The following is an 18,162-nucleotide window of genomic DNA, read 5'->3' as shown; positions in this document are numbered from 1 at the left end:
TCCTTTGACTGAACGATACTGGGGGCCTGCCTTAGGGGATCACTGGATGCCACTGCTTTCTTGGTTCAACCGCGACGCGGATCTCACGCGCGCCGCCCTGGCTCCTTACCGATTGTTAGAGCCGGTCGCCAAGCTGTCTCATGGGGAGGAGGACTCCCCGAACATGCTCATCGAGGGGGACAACCTTGAGGCTCTCAAGGCGCTGCTGCCTTATTACGCGGGACAGGTGAAGTGCATCTTCATCGACCCGCCCTACAACACCAAGAGCGCGTTCGAGCAATACGACGACAACTTGGAACACTCCAAGTGGTTGTCAATGATCTATCCCAGGTTGGAGCTACTCCGGCGCTTCCTGACTCAGGACGGGTCCATCTGGATCACCATCGACGACAACGAGGCGCACTATCTAAAGGTTGTCATGGACGAGATTTTTGGCCGTGAACGCTTCATTGCCACATGTGTCTGGCAGAAACGCTACTCCCGAGAAAACCGAGAAGCCATCGGTGACGTACATGACTACATCCTCGTCTATGCCGAGAATCCTGACCTCTTCAAGAAAATCAGGAACCGCGTGCCGTTTACTGAGGAGCAGGCCAAAGTCTACCGCAACATTGATCCCGTAACTAAGCGGCGATGGAGGCCTATCCCGATGACCGCTCAGGGTTATCGGGCCAACCAGATGTATCCCATCACTGCTCCTGGCGGTGCAATTCACCGTCCACCAGAAGGTCGATGCTGGAGCACCATCGAGTCTGAGTATTTGAAGCTCAAGGAAGCTGGCCGAATTTACTTTGGTAGAGACAACAATTCCCAGCCAAATATCATCCGCTATCTCGATGAAACTGAGGGGCTTGTTCCATGGACATGGTGGCCATCCGAAGAAGTTGGGCACACGGACGAGGCGGCAAAGGAGCAGCATCAACTGATGGGTAAGGCGGATGCGTTCTCAACGCCTAAGCCCGAACGCTTACTTAAGCGAATCATCGAGATTGCTACCAATCCGGGTGACTGGGTTCTGGATAGTTTTCTCGGTTCGGGGACCACTGCGGCTGTGGCTCACAAGATGGGGCGTCGCTGGATCGGAATTGAGGAAGGTGAGCACGCGCGCACCCATTGCCAACCGCGCTTGTCCCAGGTGGTGGATGGCGAGGAGGGAGGAGTTTCACAAGCGCTGGAGTGGAACGGCGGTGGAGGCTTTCGCTTCTACAAGTTAGGCGTGCCCGTGTTCGATGAGAGTGGCCACATTCGAGACGGCATCCGCTTCGAACACCTGGCCGCGCACGTGTGGTTCGCAGAAACCGGCAATGCGCGCTCCTCCCGTGCTGCGAAGAAGCCGTTTCTGGGCGAGCATCACGGCGTAGGTTACTACCTACTGTTCAACGGAATCCTGGGCGACGAGAGCAAGACCGGAGGCAACGTGCTAACCAAGCGGGTGTTGAAAGGCCTGGAGCCATTTGACGGGCCCAAGGTGATTTTCGGTGAGTCCTGCGACTTACCGAAGGAGCGGTTGGAAGAGCTCCAAATCACCTTCAAGCAGACCCCTTACGATATCAAGGCCCGTTGACGATGGCGCTCTCCCTGAAGGTTTATCAACAGCGGGCCCTGGCCAGCCTAGCCCAGTTCCTCGAAGATGCGCGCTTGACCGGTCCAGCCCACGCGTTCGAGAAGAACGTTGATCCGGGGCTGGTCACGGAATACAAGCCCATGCCAGGCATGGTCGCCACGCCCTACGTATGCCTACGTATCCCGACGGGTGGCGGAAAAACCGTGATGGGTGCGCATATCATCCAGGCGGCGGGCGACGCCTACCTGGAGCGCACGTATCCGGTGGTCATGTGGATGGTGCCTACCACCCAGATCAAGACCCAGACCCTGGAAGCATTCAAGGATCCTCGCCACCCCTATCGCCAGGAGCTGGATGAGGCCTTTGGTGGCAAGGTCGCCATGTTCGATATGGAAGACTTCGCTCAAATTCGCCCCGCTGACTTGGGCACGAAGGTATGTGTAGTCGTTTCCACGATGGCATCTCTTCGCGTCGAGAACCAAGAGGGGCGCAAGGTCTACGAGTATCACGAGGACCTTGAGCCTCATTTCGCAGGCAGTATCTCTGATCTGGCTTATCTGGAACAGAATGAGGCTGGGAAGGCCATCGCTTCGTTCGCCAATCTACTCAAACTTCACGGGCCCTTGGTCATTACTGACGAGGCTCACAACGCCAACACGCCGTTGTCCTACGAGGTCTATAAGCGCCTGGGCGCGAAGGTAGTGGTTGAACTGACAGCTACGCCCGAAGCCAGCAAGAGCAATGTCCTGGTCAGTGTCAGCGCCTTTGAACTGAAGGTGGCCAACATGATCAAGTTCCCCGTCGTGCTCACGGAACACGTTGGGCAGTGGGAAGTGGCGGTCGGGAGCGCCGTGGCCCGTCGCAACGAGCTGGGAAAGACCGCGCTCAATGAACCGGACTATATCCGCCCCATCCTGCTGATCCAGGCCGAGAACGCCAAGGGAACGGCCACGGTGGAAGAGGTCAAGCGCCACCTCATCGACAACGAGAAGGTGCCCGAGACAGCCATCGCCATCGCCACCGGAAATCAACGCGAGATCGACGGGGTCGACCTGTTCGCCAAGGACTGTCCCATCGAGATAATCATCACCAAGCAGGCCCTCAAGGAGGGCTGGGATTGTTCCTTTGCCTACGTGTTCTGCTCGGTGGCCCAGGTCAAGAGCGACAAGGACATCCAGCAGCTGCTGGGTCGCGTTCTGCGGATGCCTTACGCCACGCGCCGCAAGCAGGAGGCCATGAACAAGGCCTACGCCCACGTCACCACCACCCACTTCAATCTGGCCGCTGCTGAGCTGACCAAGTCGCTCATCGACATCGGCTTCAATCCGTTGGAAGCCGTGGGAGCAGTCCAGCGTGAACCGATGCCGGGGCCTGGCTTGGGGCTGCAAGGCGGAGCGAATCATGTCCCCACACCGCCCAAGACCACCGTCTCGGTCAGCAAGCAGCCTGATCTAACTGATGTACCTGCACGCGACCAAGAGAACGTGGTGTTCGTGCCCAATGAGGACGGAAAGGGCGGCATGGTCGAAATCACCGGAGAAGTGGATGATTCGACGGTCGAGGCCATCACCAAGGTGATTCCGGCAAAGGAGCGCGAGGACGCCGCGGCCACCATCGAGCGCCACCAGATCGCGTCTAAAGCCGTCAAAGCTCCCAGCCAGAACGGGGCCGTCTTCAGCGTCCCTCGCCTCTGCGTCATGGATCAGGGCGAGCTGGAGTTCATTGAAAGCGGCGCGGTGCCGCCTGAGTTCACCTGGGATCTGCTGGCTTACCCGCCGGACTTGACCAGCCTCAAGTTCAACGCCGATAGCCAGACCTTCGAGGTCGATTTGGTGGATGAAAAGGTCACCTACACCAAAATCGACGACGACGTGAACACCTATCTCCCGGGTTTCGCCAAGGACCGCACAGATGCTGACCTGGTGGGGTGGCTGGACCAAAAGATCCGCGACCCAGCAGTGAAGCAGTCTGTGTTGCGGGAATGGGTGCGTCGGGCCATCAGCGGTCTGTCCCAAGACCGAGGCTTCTCCCTGTCCCAGCTGCTCAATGGCCAGTTCGTTCTCCGGCGCAAGCTGAGTGAGCAGCTCCAGCTCGCTAAGGTCGAGGCGTTGAAGGACGGCTTCCAGCAGGCCCTATTCGGCGACGCGGCCGAGGTCGTAGTCAGCGACGAGCCCGACGCGATGTTCACCTACCCGGCGGATATGACGTTGTATCCGGCGCACTCCTACTACCAGGGCGGCGCTTACCGGTTCCGCAAGCACTACTACCCCTTCGTGGGCGACCTTCAGTGGAAGACCGCGGGCGGTAAGGTGGGTGAGGAATTTCTTTGCGCGCAGGCCATCGATCAGCTGGATGAGGTGGAGTTCTGGGTGCGCAACCTGGTGGATCGCAGCCAGTTCTGGATGCCCACGGCCAAGCAGCGCACCTATCCGGATTTCGTCGCTCGCCTCAAGGACGGGCGCTTGCTGGTCGTGGAATACAAGGGCGGGGACCGGTATTCGTCCGACACCGAGAAGGAAAAGCGGATGGTGGGCGAGCTCTGGGCGACCAAGAGCAAGGGCAAGGGGATCTACCTCATGGCCCAGCTGAAGGACGAGAAGGGCAATAGCGTCACCGAGCAGTTGAAGGCAGCGATCGGGGCATAAGCGCGGAGGCGACGTGGAAAAGCCTGGGGAAGTGCAGAAAGTCGTCAGGAAGACGGCCAGCAGTGGCAAGCTGGACTACGCACCGCCGGTCGTGCTCAACGAGACGAGCAAGAGCCGGCTCCAGGCGATCGCATGGTTCATTCGGCACAACGACGGCAGCACTGAGCTATCACTCAAGCTCGAGGGCTTCAAGAAGGACAAGGATCAGCCTTGGATCGGAGACAAGGCGAAGACGCTCACGCTGTCCCACGCTGCTTCGCTCCAGTTGCTCAAGTATCTGCAGAGTCACCTCCCTGTTGCAGAACAGTCCGAAGCAGGCGAGTTCATCCTCATTCGGGTGGCCAACGGCGAAGCCGTGTTGACTGGTCACGACCCGCAAGCGCTTGTGGGCGCGCTAACCAATGTGCTGTCACAAGCGGAGTTGTTGGGCCACCTTTCAAGCACGGAACTTACCCATGAATTGAGCGTGGCTCTGCGTGGGTCTATCCGTCTAAGTGAGATGCGATCGGCAGTAGCCGAGTTGCGCTCGAACCTTGGTAGCGGTGAGGCAGGGGAGCAGACCTATCAGGCTTGGTGCGAGAAGCACTGTTGGGCGTTCGGAAATGCCTACGTGGTTCGTGACGAAGTCAGGGCCATTTCCACCGGAGACAACCTAGACCTACTGTTGCCCAACGTGATCGCGGGCTATCGGGACATCGTGGAGTTGAAGCGGCCCGACAAAGAGGTGTTGCTCTACGACGCCGCCCACAAGAATTATTATTTTTCAGCAGACGTTTCGCGGGCCATCGGCCAATGCCACCGATATCTGGACATCCTCCACCAGGCCGCGAAGGATGGGCTCCTCGACCACAAGGAGGTTGTGGCCTATCACCCTCGGGCCACCATTGTCATTGGCCGATCCCACGAGTGGACAGAAGAACAGCAACGTGCACTTCATGGACTCAATCGCCGACTCCATGGGATCTCCGTCATGACCTACGACCATTTGTTGGCTCAAGGCGAGCGACTTCTTGAAATGATGAGCCCCGTAGTGGGTGGTGATGCAGAGTCAGCAGGTGAAAAGGACGATATCCCGTGGTGATCATTTACCACATCGTCGAAGCCTGTCCTAAAACCTAGCAAAGCCACTTATGTCCAGCTTGAGTCCTCGCGAGAGACGGAAACTTGAAGACCTGTTCGGCATGAGCAGTGGTTACGTCCTCGATTTCTCAAATAAATCCTTTGCTCGGTTTTTCGAAGAGGAGGTCAATCGAGACATCTATGGTGGTGCATACAGTGGAAATGGTCCGTCTAAAGCCAACCACCTGCGCAGCTTCTGGACTAAGGAAGACGACTCCCTGGTAGGGCGGGTCCTCAGTGGATTGCTGGAGCATTGCAGAGACACCGGTCATTCGGCGTTGGAGCGGCAGGCCCTCTTCAGGGATTGCGAAGCCATTGCAGCGCGACTGGCGCAAGCCAAGCCGGTAGAGGACATCGAGGCTATCGACGGTGATACGGAGGACTTCCAGAAGGTGGCGAAAGCCGCGAGGGAGTGTTTCGAGCGTAACGAGCCTGAGCAAGGTTTGGATCGGCTGCATACATTTCTCGTCAAGTTTCTTCGAAAGCTCTGTAAGGAGCACGGCATACCCAGAGATTGTTCGGTGCCGTTGGGTGGCCTTATGGGTGCCTACGTGAAGCGCGTCAAGGAAGAAGGTCTTCTTATATCCCAGATGGCAGAACACATCCTAAAAGGCGCGACAACGGTCTTCGGTCAATACGACTATGTCCGGAACAATCACACAATGGCCCACGACAATCCGGTGCTGGAATACGACGAGGCACTTCTGATCGCCAGCAACGTTGTCAGCGCGGTGCGCTTCATCAAGGCATGCGAGGAACGATGGATGCTCGCACGGCAGAAAGAAACGGGTCGTGCCGAGGACTTGGACATTCCGTTCTAGTCGCCAGGTGGGTTGCTACCGCACTCGCACCAACTGATCCCACCGGCTGGTGTAAGCCGGCGATAGGTTTTCTGGTTCATAGCCCACACTGGCTTGGCCAGCGCCGGCCCCTTCGATCGCCAGGCCGACGACGCCATGCCCATCGTGCCCCGGCCGAACTTCGCGTTGGCCTGATCCATGACCTTCATGAGGGCTTGCGAGCGAGGGTCCTGAACGATCGACACACCCGCCAGTGCGTCGCCCTCGCTGTCGCGCTGGCGCACCTGGGATAACACGCGCTCGAACCGTTCCAGTTCGCCTTCGTCGGTGGCGGTTCGCCGATAGGTTTCCCCGTCGTCGAGCACGTCCACGACCACGGCTACCCCGGTGCCGTCCTCGGCCAAGGTCACTTGGCTTTCGTAGATGCAGGTGCCAGTCCACGAGTGCCCGCAGCGCAGCGTTTCCCCGTCCAAGCGGCAGCGCCGAAGCTCGGGCTGAGCATCGGCGCAGGCGGCGGGCGTTCAGGGACCGGCCCGAGCGATGGCCGTCGCCAGTTGCGACCGCAATCGGGCGAGAGGGCCGGCGAGGTCGTGGTAACGCTCGATGCCGGCCGACAGCTCACCCAGGACGGCGGCGATGGCCGCGATCGTCGTTGCGGTTCTGCTGTCGCCGGCCGCGTCGGCGGGTGCGATGCCGCCGAACCGGTGCAGCAGTTCGCGGTGGGTGCGGCGCAGGCGCATGAGCCGGTCGTAGGCCGGTTTCACCGCGGCGCGGTCGTCGAAGTGGAATGCGGCGTCCAGCGCCTGCGTGCCGGCTTCCAGTTCGGACAGCAGCGCGCTCAGTTCGTGCAGTGAGGGGGCGCCTGGGGACGCACCATTGTCGGTCATCGGCCGGCGCCCGCTAGTGGTTCGGTGTCGGCGTCCAGCTTCGCGTCGGCGGGGCTGCGGCGCAAGCCGCGCCGAGCGTGGCGAGCTGCGGGTCGGTTTGGGCTTGCCCGGCGCCGCGCGGGAAGGGCGGCTCGCGCAGCGCGCGGCCCGACCGCGAGGACAACACGGGCGGCGCTTGCGTGAGGTCGTTCGCAGCGCCGACAGCGCGGTCGCGAAAACGTGATGCCGCCCGCCGCGCCTGTTGCAGCGCACATTGCGTCGGCCCAGAACCGTACGCTAGCGTCCGGGGGCGATGACAGGGGGAGAAACGCCCCGGGTTCCGGGGCCTCCTCGTCGTGATTCGGGTTTCGCGTTTTCTCATCGGGCGCCGGCCGGCGCCCCTGGCGCATTCCATCTCGAAGGGGAGTTAAGGATGAAGACTCTGTTCCGCAACAGGGCGGGGCGGTGGCTGTCGGCTGCGGCTTTGCTCGCGCTGTCGGCTCCGTCGCTGGCCAATACCTTGAACCAGAACGTGTCCTGGACCATCGACCGGGCCGGGACCAGCAGCAAGTACCGGGTCGTGGCTTACGGCGACTCGATCTTCGCCGGCTACAACGGCTCGATCAGCAATGCGGCGCGCTATTCGGCGCCGACCGTGGACGGCGAGTATCTGTCGGCGCGCTGGAACTCCGACATCGAGAGCGTGCGCCGGGCCAAGTCGGGCGCGGTGGCGCGCGACGTCTACGAGAACAAGATCGTCGCCGAGCGCTCCTACATGCAGGCCGCCTCGACCCGGGTGGTGAGCTTCGAGATGTGCGGCAACGACGGCCTGCAGGCGCGCTCGGCGTTCAAGTCGCAGAGCGGCACCTGCGATTACAGCGGGCTGGATGCGGCGATCAACTCCTGCAAAACCTACGTCGCCGCGGCGATGGACTACATCAACGCCAACGCGCACGCCAATACCCGGCTGAAGGTGATTTCCAACCTGTACTACCCGGGCTACAACGCCGACAACGTGCAGAGCTCGTGCCGAGACGCCGGCACCGGGCAGACGGTGAACCTGCGCGACCGGTTCCTGCCGGCGATGGCCAAGATGAACTACTGGATGTGCGAATACGCGCGTCAGAAGGGCTTCAAGTGCGTGGACAGCTTCGCCCAGTACATGGGCGCGGACTACGACAGCAACGGCGACGGCCAGGTCGACGCCGACGCGCTGCGCTACGTGTCAGGCGAGAGCGAGGCCAGCTACATCAACCGTACCGCGGTGACCCTGCGCTCGACCCTGCGCGACGCCAACACCAAGTTCGTCTCCTCGTCCAGCTCGTTCGATTACATCCAGTCCGACGACACCCACCCGACCTACACCGGCGGCACCGTGTCGGCCGGCCTGTGGGGCGGCAGCACCGGCAGCGGCGCACCGCGCTACTCCAGCTACAACAACGGCCGCAGCCCGATCTGGAACCAGTACGGGCACGAGCGCATGGGCTGGGCGCTGTCGGTGTATCAGCCGGCCAATCCCTGATCGGCGCAACCGGCGGAGCATCGAACCGTGGCCGAGCGCCGCCCGCCGCATGCCCCGCCGTCCCGCGCGGACGGCGAGGGCATGCGCGTGATCGACAAGGCGCCCGTCGCCCGCGGCGGCAAGCTGCGGTGGGTGGCGGCCGCCGTCGCGGTGGCGCTGGCGGTGGCGGGATGGTGGTCGATGCGCGAACCGGCTTCCGGCGCCACCGACGCCGTCCCCCAGGCGGATGCGCCGGGCGATGCGGCGAACGGCGCCGGCGACGACCGGCTCGCTTCAGCGCCTCGCGCGCCGCGCGACGCGACGCAGGGGAGGCAGGCCATGCCGGACCCAGACCCCGACGATCTGGCCGCTTACTTCCAGGCCGGCGATCCCGAACCTACTGGCGCTCAGGTCATCGAGGCGCTGCAGCAGGCGGGCGTCCGCACCGGCCTGGGCGCGTTCAACCCGCCCGGCACCAGCCCGCCGCTGGTCGGGCTGGCGGTGCCGGAGGATTTCGCGCTGCCGCCGGGCTACGTGCGCCACCACCAGGTGACCGACGAGGGCGTGGCGATCGAGCCGATCCTGATGTTCTCGCCCGATTTCGTCCTGCACGACGCGCAGGGCCGGCCGATCGCGATGCCGGCCGACCGGGTCGTGCCGCCGGCGCTGGCGCCGCCCGGCCTGCCGCTGCGGCAGATCCAGATTCCCCCGCGCTAACACCGCGACACCGGAGTTCTTCGACTTGACCACGGAGCGGCTGTCCCAGCCCCGCTGGCGTAGCTACGCCGGCATTCTCGCCACCGCCGTGTTGCTCGGCCTGTACGCTCGCGGCGGCCCCGCCTGGGGTCTGGGCTTCGTCGCCCTGGTGCCGTGGCTGTTGGCCCTGAACCGCGTCGGTACCGCGCCGGGCGCGTTGGCCAACGCGGCGTTGATGAGCGTCGCCTTCGTCGCCGCGGTGTTGCATTGGTTCGGCGCGGCGATCGGCGCCTACACCGGCATGGGCGCGGCGACGGCGACCGCGCTGCTGCTGGCGCTGGCGCCGCTGATGCAGCCGCAGTTCCTGGCTTACGCGCTGGTCCGGCAGTGGGCCGGACGCCGTTACGGCGCGCTGCTGCGCGCGCTGGCCGCGGCCTGCGCCTGGGTGGCCTGCGAGTGGCTGGCGCCCAAACTGCTGGGCGACACCCTGGGCCACGGCCTGTTTCCGTCCGCGACGCTGCGCCAAGTCGCCGACCTCGGCGGCGCCGCGGGTCTGACCCTGCTGTTGTTGCTGGTCAACGAGGCGCTGGCGGCCGCGATCGAGCGGCGCGGCCTCGGCGCGCGCGCGCTGCTGCGGCCGGCGCTGCTGGGCGCCGGGATCGTGGTCTGCATGGCCGGTTACGGCGCGGTACGGCGCGACGGCCTGCAGGCGCCGCCGGCCGCCGACGCGCCGACGCTGCGCGTGGCCATGGTCCAGGCCAGCATCACCGACTACGAGCGCTTGCGTAAGGAGATTGGCGCTTATGCGGTGGTGCGCAAGGTGCTGGACACGCATTACGCGCTGTCGTGGTCGGCGATCCGCGACCACGACGCCGACGTGCTGCTGTGGTCGGAAACCGTATATCCGACCAGCTACGGCAACCCGCGCAGCGAGGACGGCGCGGCGCTGGACCGCGAGATCCAGGGCTTCGTCGACGAGTCGGGCGTGCCGCTGGTGTTCGGCACTTACGACCGCGACACGCAAGGCGAGTACAACGCCGCAGCGTTCCTCGAGCCCGGCCGGGGCCTGCTCGGCATGTATCGCAAGACCCATCCGTTCCCGCTGACCGAGCATGTGCCGGGCTGGCTGGATGGGCCGCGCTTACGCCGCTGGTTGCCGTGGACCGGCGGCTGGCGCCCGGGCGACGGGGCGCGGGTGCTGCCGTTGCGCAGCGCCGACGGGCGCGAGGTCAACGTGGTGCCGCTGATCTGCCTGGACGATGTGGAGACCGACTTGGCCATCGACGGCGCCCGGCTCGGCGCGCAGGCCATCGTCGGCTTGTCGAACGATTCCTGGTTCACCGATTACCCGGTCGGCGCGCGCCTGCACCTGGCGGTGGCGGCCTTCCGCAGCATCGAAACCCGGCTGCCGCAGGTGCGCGTCACCACCAACGGGCTCAGCGCGATCATCGACGACACCGGCGAGGTGTTGGCCAGCACCTCGACCGGCGACCAGGCGGTGTTGACCGCGTTCGTCAGCGCCCGCGATCCGGCGCCGACCCTGATGGTGCGCTGGGGCGATTGGGTCGGGCCTGCCGCGGCGGTGTTCCTGCTCGGCCTGGCGGCGTTCACGCTGTGGCGGGCCGCGCAGGGCCGCACCGCTGCTGCCGACGCGCAGCCGGCGACGCTCGAGGTCGTCGTACTGACGCCGTTGTGGCGCGCGGCGAGCGGCGCGCTGCGGCTGTGCGCGGGCGCGGGCTTGCTGTGGCTGGCCGCCGACATGCTGCTGCGCACCGGGCTGCAGATCCAGTCCTTGTCGCAGTTGATGCTGTTCGTCGCGCTGGTGGTCGCGCCGCTCGTGGCCGCCTGGGCGATCGAGCGCAGCTTCGCCGCTCGGGCGCGTGTCGAAGCGACGTGGTTGGTGCTGGATCGGCGCCGGCAACGGATCGAGCTTCCGCTGGCGTCGATCCTCGCGCTGCGGCCCTGGTACGTCCCGCTGCCGCGCGGCGGCATCGATCTGCGCCTGGCCGAAGGCCCGCTGTGGTCGCGCGGCCTGGCGCGGGCGAATCCGCGCGCATTGCAGCGCATGACCGCGGCGGCGGGCGCGCCGTGGCGCCTGGAAGGCCGTTTCGCCGCCGGCCTGGCCGAATTGGCGCAAAGCCGCGCCGACGCGCGCCGGCCGCGGCTCGACCATGCCTTGCTGAAGTTCGGCCTGTTCCCGCTGCTGCTGGCGCTGGTCGCGTTCCGCCTGCACCAGATCATCGCCTTCGGCGGTACGTTCGGCGAGTACTACAGCTACGGGCTGGCCGCCTACCTGACCGGCCTGGCGATCTGGTGGGCGTCGTGGTCGATCGGCCTGATGCTGTTCGCCGCCGCGCTGCGGATCGCGATCGAGGCTGTCGCGGCGCTGGCGGTTGCGCTGCGCAGCGCGCACGCGGCGGCGTTGCGCGACGCGCTGGAGTGGCTGGGACGGGCGGCGTTCTACCTCGGCGTTCCGGCGTGGCTGGCGATGCGCCTGTTGGCCGCGTGACGGCGAACCGGCGCTTGGCCGGCGGACCGCGCCCGCCGGGACAGCGGGCGACGGTCGGATCGGCGGCTTACTTCAGCACTTGCTGCAGGTCGACGATCTGCACGCCCTGCATCTGCCCCAGCAGCGAGTCGAACCAGGGCTTGTGCTGACTGCCGACGATCGACAGCACGCGCGCGCCGGGGCGCTCGCGGAAGCTGGCGCGGATGTTGCCGACCATGCGCAGGTTGCGGGTTTCCCAGCCGGCGACGTAGACCTGGGCCAGGCGCTGCGGCGAGGCCTCGCGCATCGCTGCGCCGAAATCGCCGTCGGCGACGACGCCGAGCACGTCCGGGCGATTGATGTAGCGGTACAGGGCCAGCATGTCCTGGCCTTGGCGCAGCGCATCGTCGCGTTCGCGCACCGTCTTGGAGGCCTCCTTGGCCGAGGCCCAGGCGGCCATGATCGCCTGGCCGTAGGCCTGCGGGTCGGAGACGTCGACGGCGTCGCCGGTGTGGTCGTCGGTCGGGTGGACCCGCTGCAGGCCGGCGCGCACCGCCAGCGGCGCGGCGATCAGTTCGTTCTCGCTGCGGCCGGCGCGGGCTTTTTCCAGTCGGGCGACGAGCTTGGCGTCGAGGCCGTCGCCGTCGCGGCGTTCGGCGACCGGCAGGTACAGCCATTGCACCAGGGCCGAGGTCGAATCGCCGGCGGCCAGGAACACCGCGGCCAGACGCCGGCGTTGCGCTGCGCTGGGCTGGGCCGGCCACTGCTTGAGGGTCCGGTTGGCTTCGGCGATCGCCGCCGGCACGTCCAGGCCGGTCGCCGCACGCGCGTCCGAGGTGTCGCGGCAATAGGGTTTGAAGTCGTCGGCGCTGTAGACGGCCGGGTGGCGCGCGACCAGATCGCAGCTTTCGCCGGAGATCGACTCGATGGTGATGATCTCGGGCTCGAACGCGGCGACCCGGTCGAGCAGCGGCGCCAGCGTCTTGGCGTCGAAGGTTTTCGGCATGTCCGACAAATGCACGGTGCCGAGCACCAGCACCTGGGCCGGGCGGCCATGCATGTTCTTGTCCAGCGCCGACAGATCGACTTGCTGCGCCTGCGCCGTTCCGGCCGCCAGCGCCCATCCCAGAGCCCACACCGCCCACTGCTTGCTCATGCATCGCACCGTGTAGATAAAGTCCGGCGACGGTAGGGCGGCGGGCGCGGGACGCGACAGTGCCAAGTGTCAGTAGCGGCCGCTGTGCGGCCGCTACGGGGATTCGGTGTTGGGGATTCGGGATTGGAAGGCGAACGCTGAGGCGCGGATCAGTGGGGGTCAGGGAGCGCTGGTGCGGCGCAGGATGCGCTGGCCGTTCTCGTCGATCACGCGCCAGCGGCCGTCGTGAGACAGGGCGAGGGTGCGGCGCGGGCTGGCGCCGTCGGCGCCGAGCGCAGGCAGCTGTTCGGCCAGGCCGGCCGCGGCCGGCGCGGCGCCGGCGCGCAGCGGTTCGCCGGGATCGTCGCCGACCTCGCGGATGTGCGCAGGCAAAGGCCGGGTGTCTTCGCGCACGGTGCGGCAGTCGGACGACAGCCACAGCTGCTGGCGCAGCGGACCGACGCCGTCGGAATGCATATAACGGGCGACCGCGGCGCCGTCGGCGTCGGCGCCGAACCAGCGGCTGAGATCGCCGGCCTCGCTGCGGCACGCGCGCTGGCCGTCGCGCCAACGCTCGGCGCGGTCGGCGATCAGCCATAGGTCGCCGTCGGCGGCGAAGCCCAGGTCGGCCACCGGCGCCTCGGCGAGATGGTCGCTGCGCCGGCCGCTGTCGAGGTCGAGCGTGTGCCAGCGGTTGCCGTCGGCCCAGGCCAGCAGCGCCCGCTGTGGATGGAAGGCGACCACGCCGGTGCCCGCCAGCGGCTGCGAATCGGCGATCGCCGCGGCGCTGGCGGTGGCCGGCGGCGGACCGGCCAGGCAGGCGGACAAGGCCAGCGGCAAAATCAGGCTCAGCGCGCCGGCGGCGATGCGGGCCCAGCGGCGCCGCGCTGCGGGCCTCGCAGCGCGGCATCGGTCGATCGTGGCGAGACGTTCGGCGTTCATGGCCGAGGCAGTCTAGCGCGCGGATGCGCGGCGGTTCTGCGGATCAAGGCTGCTGGCCGATGCCCATCCGGTCCCAGACCGCTTCCAGCCCGCCCTGGCGATAGCTTTGCATCATGTTGCGCGCATCGCCGGCGTCGAAGCCGGGGTGGTACTCGACATGCGGACGATCGACCAGCCCCTGCCAGTTGCCGCCCCATTCCAGGCCCTGCGACGCCGCGATCTGGCCGTAGCGGTCCCAGTTGTTGGTCTCGGCCCAACTGGGCCGGCCGTTCGCGTCGTTGAAGACCAGGTCGACCGCGACGCCGTAGTTGTGCCAGGACTGGCCGGCGCGCGCGTTGGTGACCCGGTTGCCGGGCGCGGTGCGGCCCTGCGCGTACAGCGCGTCCTGTTCGGCGAACGTGCGGTAGGCGGTGTCCACGCGCATGTTCATGCCTTCGCGGCGCGCCTGCTCGATCACCGCGGTGACCCGGTTGGCGACTTCCTGGTTGAGGTTGGGATTGTCCAGGCGGCCGCGCGGATCGGCGGCGTGCAGGTCGAGCACGTTGCGCATCTGGGTGCCGTCGAGTTCCTGCAGCTGGACCCGGGTGGAGATGTTGTCGTAGACGCTGCGCGGCGCGGTTTCGACCGCCAGTTGCAGGCTGCCGTCGTTGCGGATGGTGCCGACCGTGCGGCCCTGGGCATCGAGCAGACGCCCTTGTTCGATGCCGTAAGTGACGCCGTCGAGCGTCAGGGTGCCGGCGTCCGGGGTCAGGCCGCTCGGCGTGGCCTGCGGATTCAGGCTGAGTTCGGCGGCGCCTTGCAGATAGCTCGCGGTGGCGGCGTTGGGCGCGGCGGCGAAGGAATTCAGCGATTCGACTTTCTGCTCGTCGGTCAGTTGGGCGAAATTCTGGTCGGCGACCAGACGGTCCAGCGCGGCCACCGCCTGCGGATTTTCGCGCAAGGTTTCGCGCAGTTCGTCTTCGCGCAGCTCGCTCGCGGTCGGTGTGGCCTGGGCCGGATCGCTGGCGTTGGCGGACTGGGTTTCGTTGCTGCGCGATGCGCCGTTGACGCTGTCCATGAGCGGTCCCTCGTCGTAATTGCGCCCCTGTAGGCGCATTGCACGACGCGGCCTGGGCCGGCGCCACCTGGGAACGACCCTAGTCCGGCGCCGATCCGGGCGCCGAACTGCGAGCGGGTTCGCAATTCGGCGCCTGTCTCAGGACTCGGCCGCGGCCGGGCGCAGGCGCAGCACCGGCGAACGGATCGCCGCATAGACCAGCCAGGTCGCGACCATCGCCAGGGCGGTGGCGAAGAACAACTGGGCGAAACCGGCGCGGAACAGCTCGCGGGTCGGCGCCGACAGGGACTGCGCGGCGAATTCGCTGAGCCGCGCGCCGGCGAACTCGCCGCCGCCTTGGCGCACGTGCAGCAGGATCAGCGCCGAGCCGGCGGCGGTGACCACCGCCGCGCCGAGGGTGCGGGCGAACGCCATCGCCCCGGTGACCGCGCCGAGTTGTTCGGCCGGCGCGGCGTTCTGGGCGATCACGTTGACCAGCGCGCTGCACGGGCCGGTGCCCAGGCCGACCGCGGCGAACAGCAGGGCCGCGGCGAGCGGGCTCAGCGACTGGGCCCACAGTCCCATCGCCAGCGCGGCCAGCATCGCCAGCGGCAGCGCCAGCAACACCGGCCGCCGGTAATCGCCGCTGCGTGCGGCGTAGCGACCGGCGCCCAGCGCGCCGATCGCGCCGGCCACCAGCGCCGGCACCAGCAATAGGCCGGCGCGCGAGGCGGGCAGGCCGTGGCCGATCTGGAAGTAGGCCGGAATCAGCACCGCCACCGCGATGTAGAAGCCGTACATCAGCAGACAGACCAGCAAGGCCGGGCCGATCACCGCGTCGCGCAGCAAGGCCGGCGGCAGCATCGGCTCGGCGCTGCGGCCTTGCTGGCGGGCGAACACCAGCGCGCCGAGCGCGGCCGCGGCGAAGCCGCCGAGCACCGGCGCCGACAGCCAGGGGTAACGGCCGCCGCCCCACGACAGCGCGGTCAGCAGGGCGCAGGTGGCGAGCACGAACACCGTCGTGCCGGCCAGGTCGATGCGCCCGCCGGGCCGGCCCATGCCGAGCCGGCGCAGCGCCGGCGCGCCGGCCCACAGCGCCAGCGCGCCCAAGGGCAGATTGATCCAGAACACCGCGCGCCAACCCAGCGCGTCGGTCAGCAGGCCGCCGAGCACCGGCCCGATCAGCCCGGCCAGCGCCCACACCATCGCGAACAAGCCGGTGTAACGGCTGCGCTCGCGCGGCCCGGCGATCTCGGCCACCGCCGCCTGTGCGATCACGATCAACCCGGCGCCGCCGACGCCTTGCAGGGCGCGCGCGGCGATCAGCGCCGGCATGCTCGGCGCCAGCGCGCAGGCCAGCGAACCCAGCGCGAACAAGCCGATGCAGGCGTGCATCAGCCGGCGCCGGCCGTGCAGGTCGCCGAGCTTGGCGATCACCGGCGTGGCCGCGGCGGTGGCCAGCAGATACACCGAGATCGTCCAGCCGAGCAGGTCGATGCGCTGCAGCTCGCGCACGATCGCCGGCAGCGCGGTCGCGACCACGGTCTGCTCCAGCGCGCCCAGGAACACCGCCAGCATCAGCCCGCCGACCGCGCGGCGGTCCGTCGCCGCGGCCGCGCTCATGCGCCGACCGCCCGCGCCGCGGCCAGTTGCGGAAAGCCCTGCGGCGCGGCCGCACCGGGCGCGGCGGGACCGACCGGTACGATCAGATGGGTCGGCGGCGGCGCGGTCTGGTCGATGCTGGCGGTGAAGTCCTTGCCGTCGTCCTTGCAGATGAAGTGCATGACGTGGCGGCCGGCGGCGGCGGCGCGGATCAGCCCGCCGGTGGTCGCCCACACCCCGGAGATGTAGAAGTTCGACAGGCCTTCCATCACCGGGCCGTGTTCCTTGATCGCTTCCTCCAGGGTTTCGCCGCTTTCCACGAACGGCTGCCAGCCGAGCACGGTGCCGTCGAAATTGCCGGTGTAGCGTACCTGGGTCAGCGGGCTGGACACGTCGCGCACGCTGATCGAATCCTTCAGCCCGGGGTAGCGCTTCTCCAGGAACCGGATCATCGCGTTGCTGACCCGGCGCTTGGCGGCGTGGTACTCGTGGCCGCGCCGCACCGGCAGGGTGTGCAGCTCCTCGCCCTTGCGCACCCGGCTGACCTGCTCGGGGCCTTCGTTGAGCGCGCGCCACGGCGCGATGTCGCAGAAGTAGGTGGCGTAGACGATGCTGGTGCCGTCCGGCGCCAGTTCGGGGTAGTGCTGGCTGCGGAACTGGACGTTGATGCTGGGGTGGCGGATGCCGATCATCTCCTCGGCTTCCTCCGGTTCCAGCAGGTAGGTGGTGCAGGGCTCGCCTTCCGGGAAGGGCTTGTCCAGGCCGAGGAAGGCGATGAAGTAGCCCGGGAACACCATGTGCGGTTCGTTGATGGTTTCGGTGTAGAGCTTGCGGAAGGTGTCGTTGAGGTAGCGGCCCTTGAGGAAGCGCATCATCGTGGTGTAGCCGTCGGCGGCCGAGACCACGATGTCGGCGCGGACCTCGCGGCCGTCGCTCAGGCGCACGCCGACCGCGCGGTCGTCCTCGACCAGGATCTCCTCGACCTTGGCGTTGTAGTGCACCTGGCCGCCGAGCCGGCGGTAGCGCGCCTCGATCGACTTGGCCAGGCCCAGCGAGCCGCCCTCGGGCACGCCGGCGGACAGGTTGGCGTGCGAGGCGAGCTGGAAGTAGAACGGCAGTACCGGGAAGTTCTGGTGCTTTTCGTACAGGATGAAGTTGAACGCCTCGCGCAGGAACGGATCCTTGAACTTGGCCGAGTAGTCGGTCATCAGCACCGTGATCGACTTGCGGATGGCGTTGAAGTAGGGGACGAAGGAGGCCAGCATCTTCCAGCGTTCCCAGCGCCCCATCAGTCCGACCGGCTTGAGGAAGGGGTATACCGCCAGGGCCTTGCGGAACTTGCGCAGGCCGCCGACGAAGTCGCGGATCAGCTTGGCGTCGGCCGGCGAGATCTCCAGCAGGTGCGCTTCCAGCCGGTCCGGGTCGGAGTAGAAGTACACCACCTGGCCGTTGCTGCCGCGGACGATGTTGAACACGTCGAAATGGCGCATCTGCTTGCCCTGCAGCGCGCCCAGTTCCATCCAGATCTGGTGCATCTCGTTGCCCGGGCCGTTGCCGAGCAGCCAGCTGATGCAGCAGTCGAAGGTGAAGTCGCCGCGCTCCCAGGCGGTGCAGCAGCCGCCGGGGATTTCGTGCATTTCGAAGATCTGGGTCTTGTAGCCGTTCATCTGCGCGTAGCAGCCGGTGGACAGGCCGCCCAGTCCGGCGCCGATGATGATCATGCTTTCTCTGTTGCCCAACGTATGCGACATGTCCTGGCTTCCTTGGC

Annotated in this window: 14 protein-coding genes; 7 read left to right on the top strand and 7 right to left on the bottom strand. The window is 66.7% G+C overall.

The genetic code is table 11. The annotated features are described in order from the left end of the window. The first annotated feature begins 46 nt into the window (after positions 1 to 46). The 4 genes from K4L06_RS20595 (at position 47) to K4L06_RS20580 (ending at position 6,149) form a co-directional block, all read left to right on the top strand. Complete coding sequence (locus tag K4L06_RS20595; protein WP_221673159.1) at positions 47 to 1,564, top strand: site-specific DNA-methyltransferase; 1,518 nt, start codon at positions 47 to 49, stop codon at positions 1,562 to 1,564. A gap of 2 nt (positions 1,565 to 1,566) precedes the next feature. Beyond that, positions 1,567 to 4,209, top strand: a complete 2,643-nt coding sequence (locus tag K4L06_RS20590; protein ID WP_221673158.1) for a DEAD/DEAH box helicase family protein — start codon at positions 1,567 to 1,569, stop codon at positions 4,207 to 4,209. Between the two features lie 13 nt (positions 4,210 to 4,222). Then, on the top strand, positions 4,223 to 5,290 hold the full coding sequence (locus tag K4L06_RS20585) for a Shedu anti-phage system protein SduA domain-containing protein (protein WP_221673157.1): 1,068 nt from the start codon (positions 4,223 to 4,225) through the stop codon (positions 5,288 to 5,290). A 100-nt stretch (positions 5,291 to 5,390) separates the two neighbouring features. Beyond that, entirely contained in the window at positions 5,391 to 6,149 is a 759-nt protein-coding gene (locus tag K4L06_RS20580; protein ID WP_221673156.1) for an abortive infection family protein, read from the top strand. Here the strand turns inward: K4L06_RS20580 and K4L06_RS22685 are convergent. Together K4L06_RS22685 and K4L06_RS20570 are read right to left on the bottom strand one after the other, a co-directional pair. Beyond that, positions 6,146 to 6,538 carry a DUF4113 domain-containing protein gene (locus K4L06_RS22685; RefSeq protein WP_343225791.1) on the bottom strand — a complete coding sequence of 131 codons (393 nt, stop codon included), beginning with the start codon at positions 6,536 to 6,538 and terminating at the stop codon, positions 6,146 to 6,148. The two genes, K4L06_RS20580 and K4L06_RS22685, sit on opposite strands and share 4 nt — an antisense overlap. A 111-nt stretch (positions 6,539 to 6,649) precedes the next feature. After that, positions 6,650 to 7,015, bottom strand: a complete 366-nt coding sequence (locus K4L06_RS20570; protein WP_221673155.1) for a hypothetical protein — start codon at positions 7,013 to 7,015, stop codon at positions 6,650 to 6,652. A 412-nt stretch (positions 7,016 to 7,427) separates the two neighbouring features. On the opposite strand from K4L06_RS20570, the gene K4L06_RS20565 reads away from it, so the two are divergent. The 3 genes from K4L06_RS20565 to lnt all read left to right on the top strand — a co-directional run bounded on the left by K4L06_RS20565 (position 7,428) and on the right by lnt (position 11,700). Next, positions 7,428 to 8,516 (top strand): hypothetical protein, encoded by a 1,089-nt coding sequence (locus K4L06_RS20565; RefSeq protein WP_221673154.1) that lies wholly within the window; start codon positions 7,428 to 7,430, stop codon positions 8,514 to 8,516. A gap of 81 nt (positions 8,517 to 8,597) precedes the next feature. Next, entirely contained in the window at positions 8,598 to 9,212 is a 615-nt protein-coding gene (locus K4L06_RS20560) for a hypothetical protein (protein ID WP_221673153.1), read from the top strand. 25 nt (positions 9,213 to 9,237) lie between these two features. Continuing rightward, the gene (gene lnt / locus K4L06_RS20555; protein WP_221673152.1) at positions 9,238 to 11,700 is read left to right on the top strand and encodes an apolipoprotein N-acyltransferase; all 2,463 of its coding nucleotides are present in this window, start codon (positions 9,238 to 9,240) and stop codon (positions 11,698 to 11,700) included. Between the two features lie 67 nt (positions 11,701 to 11,767). Here lnt and K4L06_RS20550 read toward each other — a convergent pair whose 3' ends face one another. The 5 genes from K4L06_RS20550 to K4L06_RS20530 form a co-directional block, all read right to left on the bottom strand. Next, positions 11,768 to 12,835: a DUF5694 domain-containing protein gene (locus tag K4L06_RS20550; protein ID WP_221673151.1), complete on the bottom strand. Its 1,068-nt coding sequence runs from the start codon at positions 12,833 to 12,835 to the stop codon at positions 11,768 to 11,770. Between the two features lie 159 nt (positions 12,836 to 12,994). Beyond that, the gene (locus K4L06_RS20545) at positions 12,995 to 13,756 is read right to left on the bottom strand and encodes a hypothetical protein (RefSeq protein WP_221673150.1); all 762 of its coding nucleotides are present in this window, start codon (positions 13,754 to 13,756) and stop codon (positions 12,995 to 12,997) included. Between the two features lie 43 nt (positions 13,757 to 13,799). Next, positions 13,800 to 14,813, bottom strand: a complete 1,014-nt coding sequence (locus K4L06_RS20540) for a M15 family metallopeptidase (RefSeq protein ID WP_221673149.1) — start codon at positions 14,811 to 14,813, stop codon at positions 13,800 to 13,802. Positions 14,814 to 14,951: 138 nt separating this feature from the next. Further along, positions 14,952 to 16,415, bottom strand: coding sequence for an MFS transporter (locus tag K4L06_RS20535; RefSeq protein ID WP_221673148.1), 1,464 nt, complete (start codon positions 16,413 to 16,415; stop codon positions 14,952 to 14,954). Continuing rightward, positions 16,412 to 18,145, bottom strand: coding sequence for an NAD(P)/FAD-dependent oxidoreductase (locus K4L06_RS20530; RefSeq protein WP_221673147.1), 1,734 nt, complete (start codon positions 18,143 to 18,145; stop codon positions 16,412 to 16,414). The genes K4L06_RS20535 and K4L06_RS20530 overlap by 4 nt, the downstream gene beginning before the upstream one ends. Positions 18,146 to 18,162 lie beyond the last annotated feature (17 nt).

The organism is Lysobacter sp. BMK333-48F3 (genome assembly GCF_019733395.1).
GTDB lineage: Bacteria > Pseudomonadota > Gammaproteobacteria > Xanthomonadales > Xanthomonadaceae > Lysobacter.
This window is presented reverse-complemented; position numbering and strand designations above follow the sequence as displayed.

What these genes read in the sequence shown, in the direction of transcription:
- K4L06_RS20595 (WP_221673159.1), top strand. Translation starts at nt 47, where the DNA reads ATGCCACTGCTTTCTTGGTTCAACCGCGACGCGGATCTCACGCGCGCC.
- K4L06_RS20590 (WP_221673158.1), top strand. Translation starts at nt 1,567, where the DNA reads ATGGCGCTCTCCCTGAAGGTTTATCAACAGCGGGCCCTGGCCAGCCTA.
- K4L06_RS20580 (WP_221673156.1), top strand. Translation starts at nt 5,391, where the DNA reads ATGAGCAGTGGTTACGTCCTCGATTTCTCAAATAAATCCTTTGCTCGG.
- K4L06_RS20570 (WP_221673155.1), bottom strand. Translation starts at nt 7,015, where the DNA reads ATGACCGACAATGGTGCGTCCCCAGGCGCCCCCTCACTGCACGAACTG.
- K4L06_RS20565 (WP_221673154.1), top strand. Translation starts at nt 7,428, where the DNA reads ATGAAGACTCTGTTCCGCAACAGGGCGGGGCGGTGGCTGTCGGCTGCG.
- K4L06_RS20560 (WP_221673153.1), top strand. Translation starts at nt 8,598, where the DNA reads ATGCGCGTGATCGACAAGGCGCCCGTCGCCCGCGGCGGCAAGCTGCGG.
- K4L06_RS20550 (WP_221673151.1), bottom strand. Translation starts at nt 12,835, where the DNA reads ATGAGCAAGCAGTGGGCGGTGTGGGCTCTGGGATGGGCGCTGGCGGCC.
- K4L06_RS20545 (WP_221673150.1), bottom strand. Translation starts at nt 13,756, where the DNA reads ATGAACGCCGAACGTCTCGCCACGATCGACCGATGCCGCGCTGCGAGG.
- K4L06_RS20540 (WP_221673149.1), bottom strand. Translation starts at nt 14,813, where the DNA reads ATGGACAGCGTCAACGGCGCATCGCGCAGCAACGAAACCCAGTCCGCC.
- K4L06_RS20535 (WP_221673148.1), bottom strand. Translation starts at nt 16,415, where the DNA reads ATGAGCGCGGCCGCGGCGACGGACCGCCGCGCGGTCGGCGGGCTGATG.
- K4L06_RS20530 (WP_221673147.1), bottom strand. Translation starts at nt 18,145, where the DNA reads ATGTCGCATACGTTGGGCAACAGAGAAAGCATGATCATCATCGGCGCC.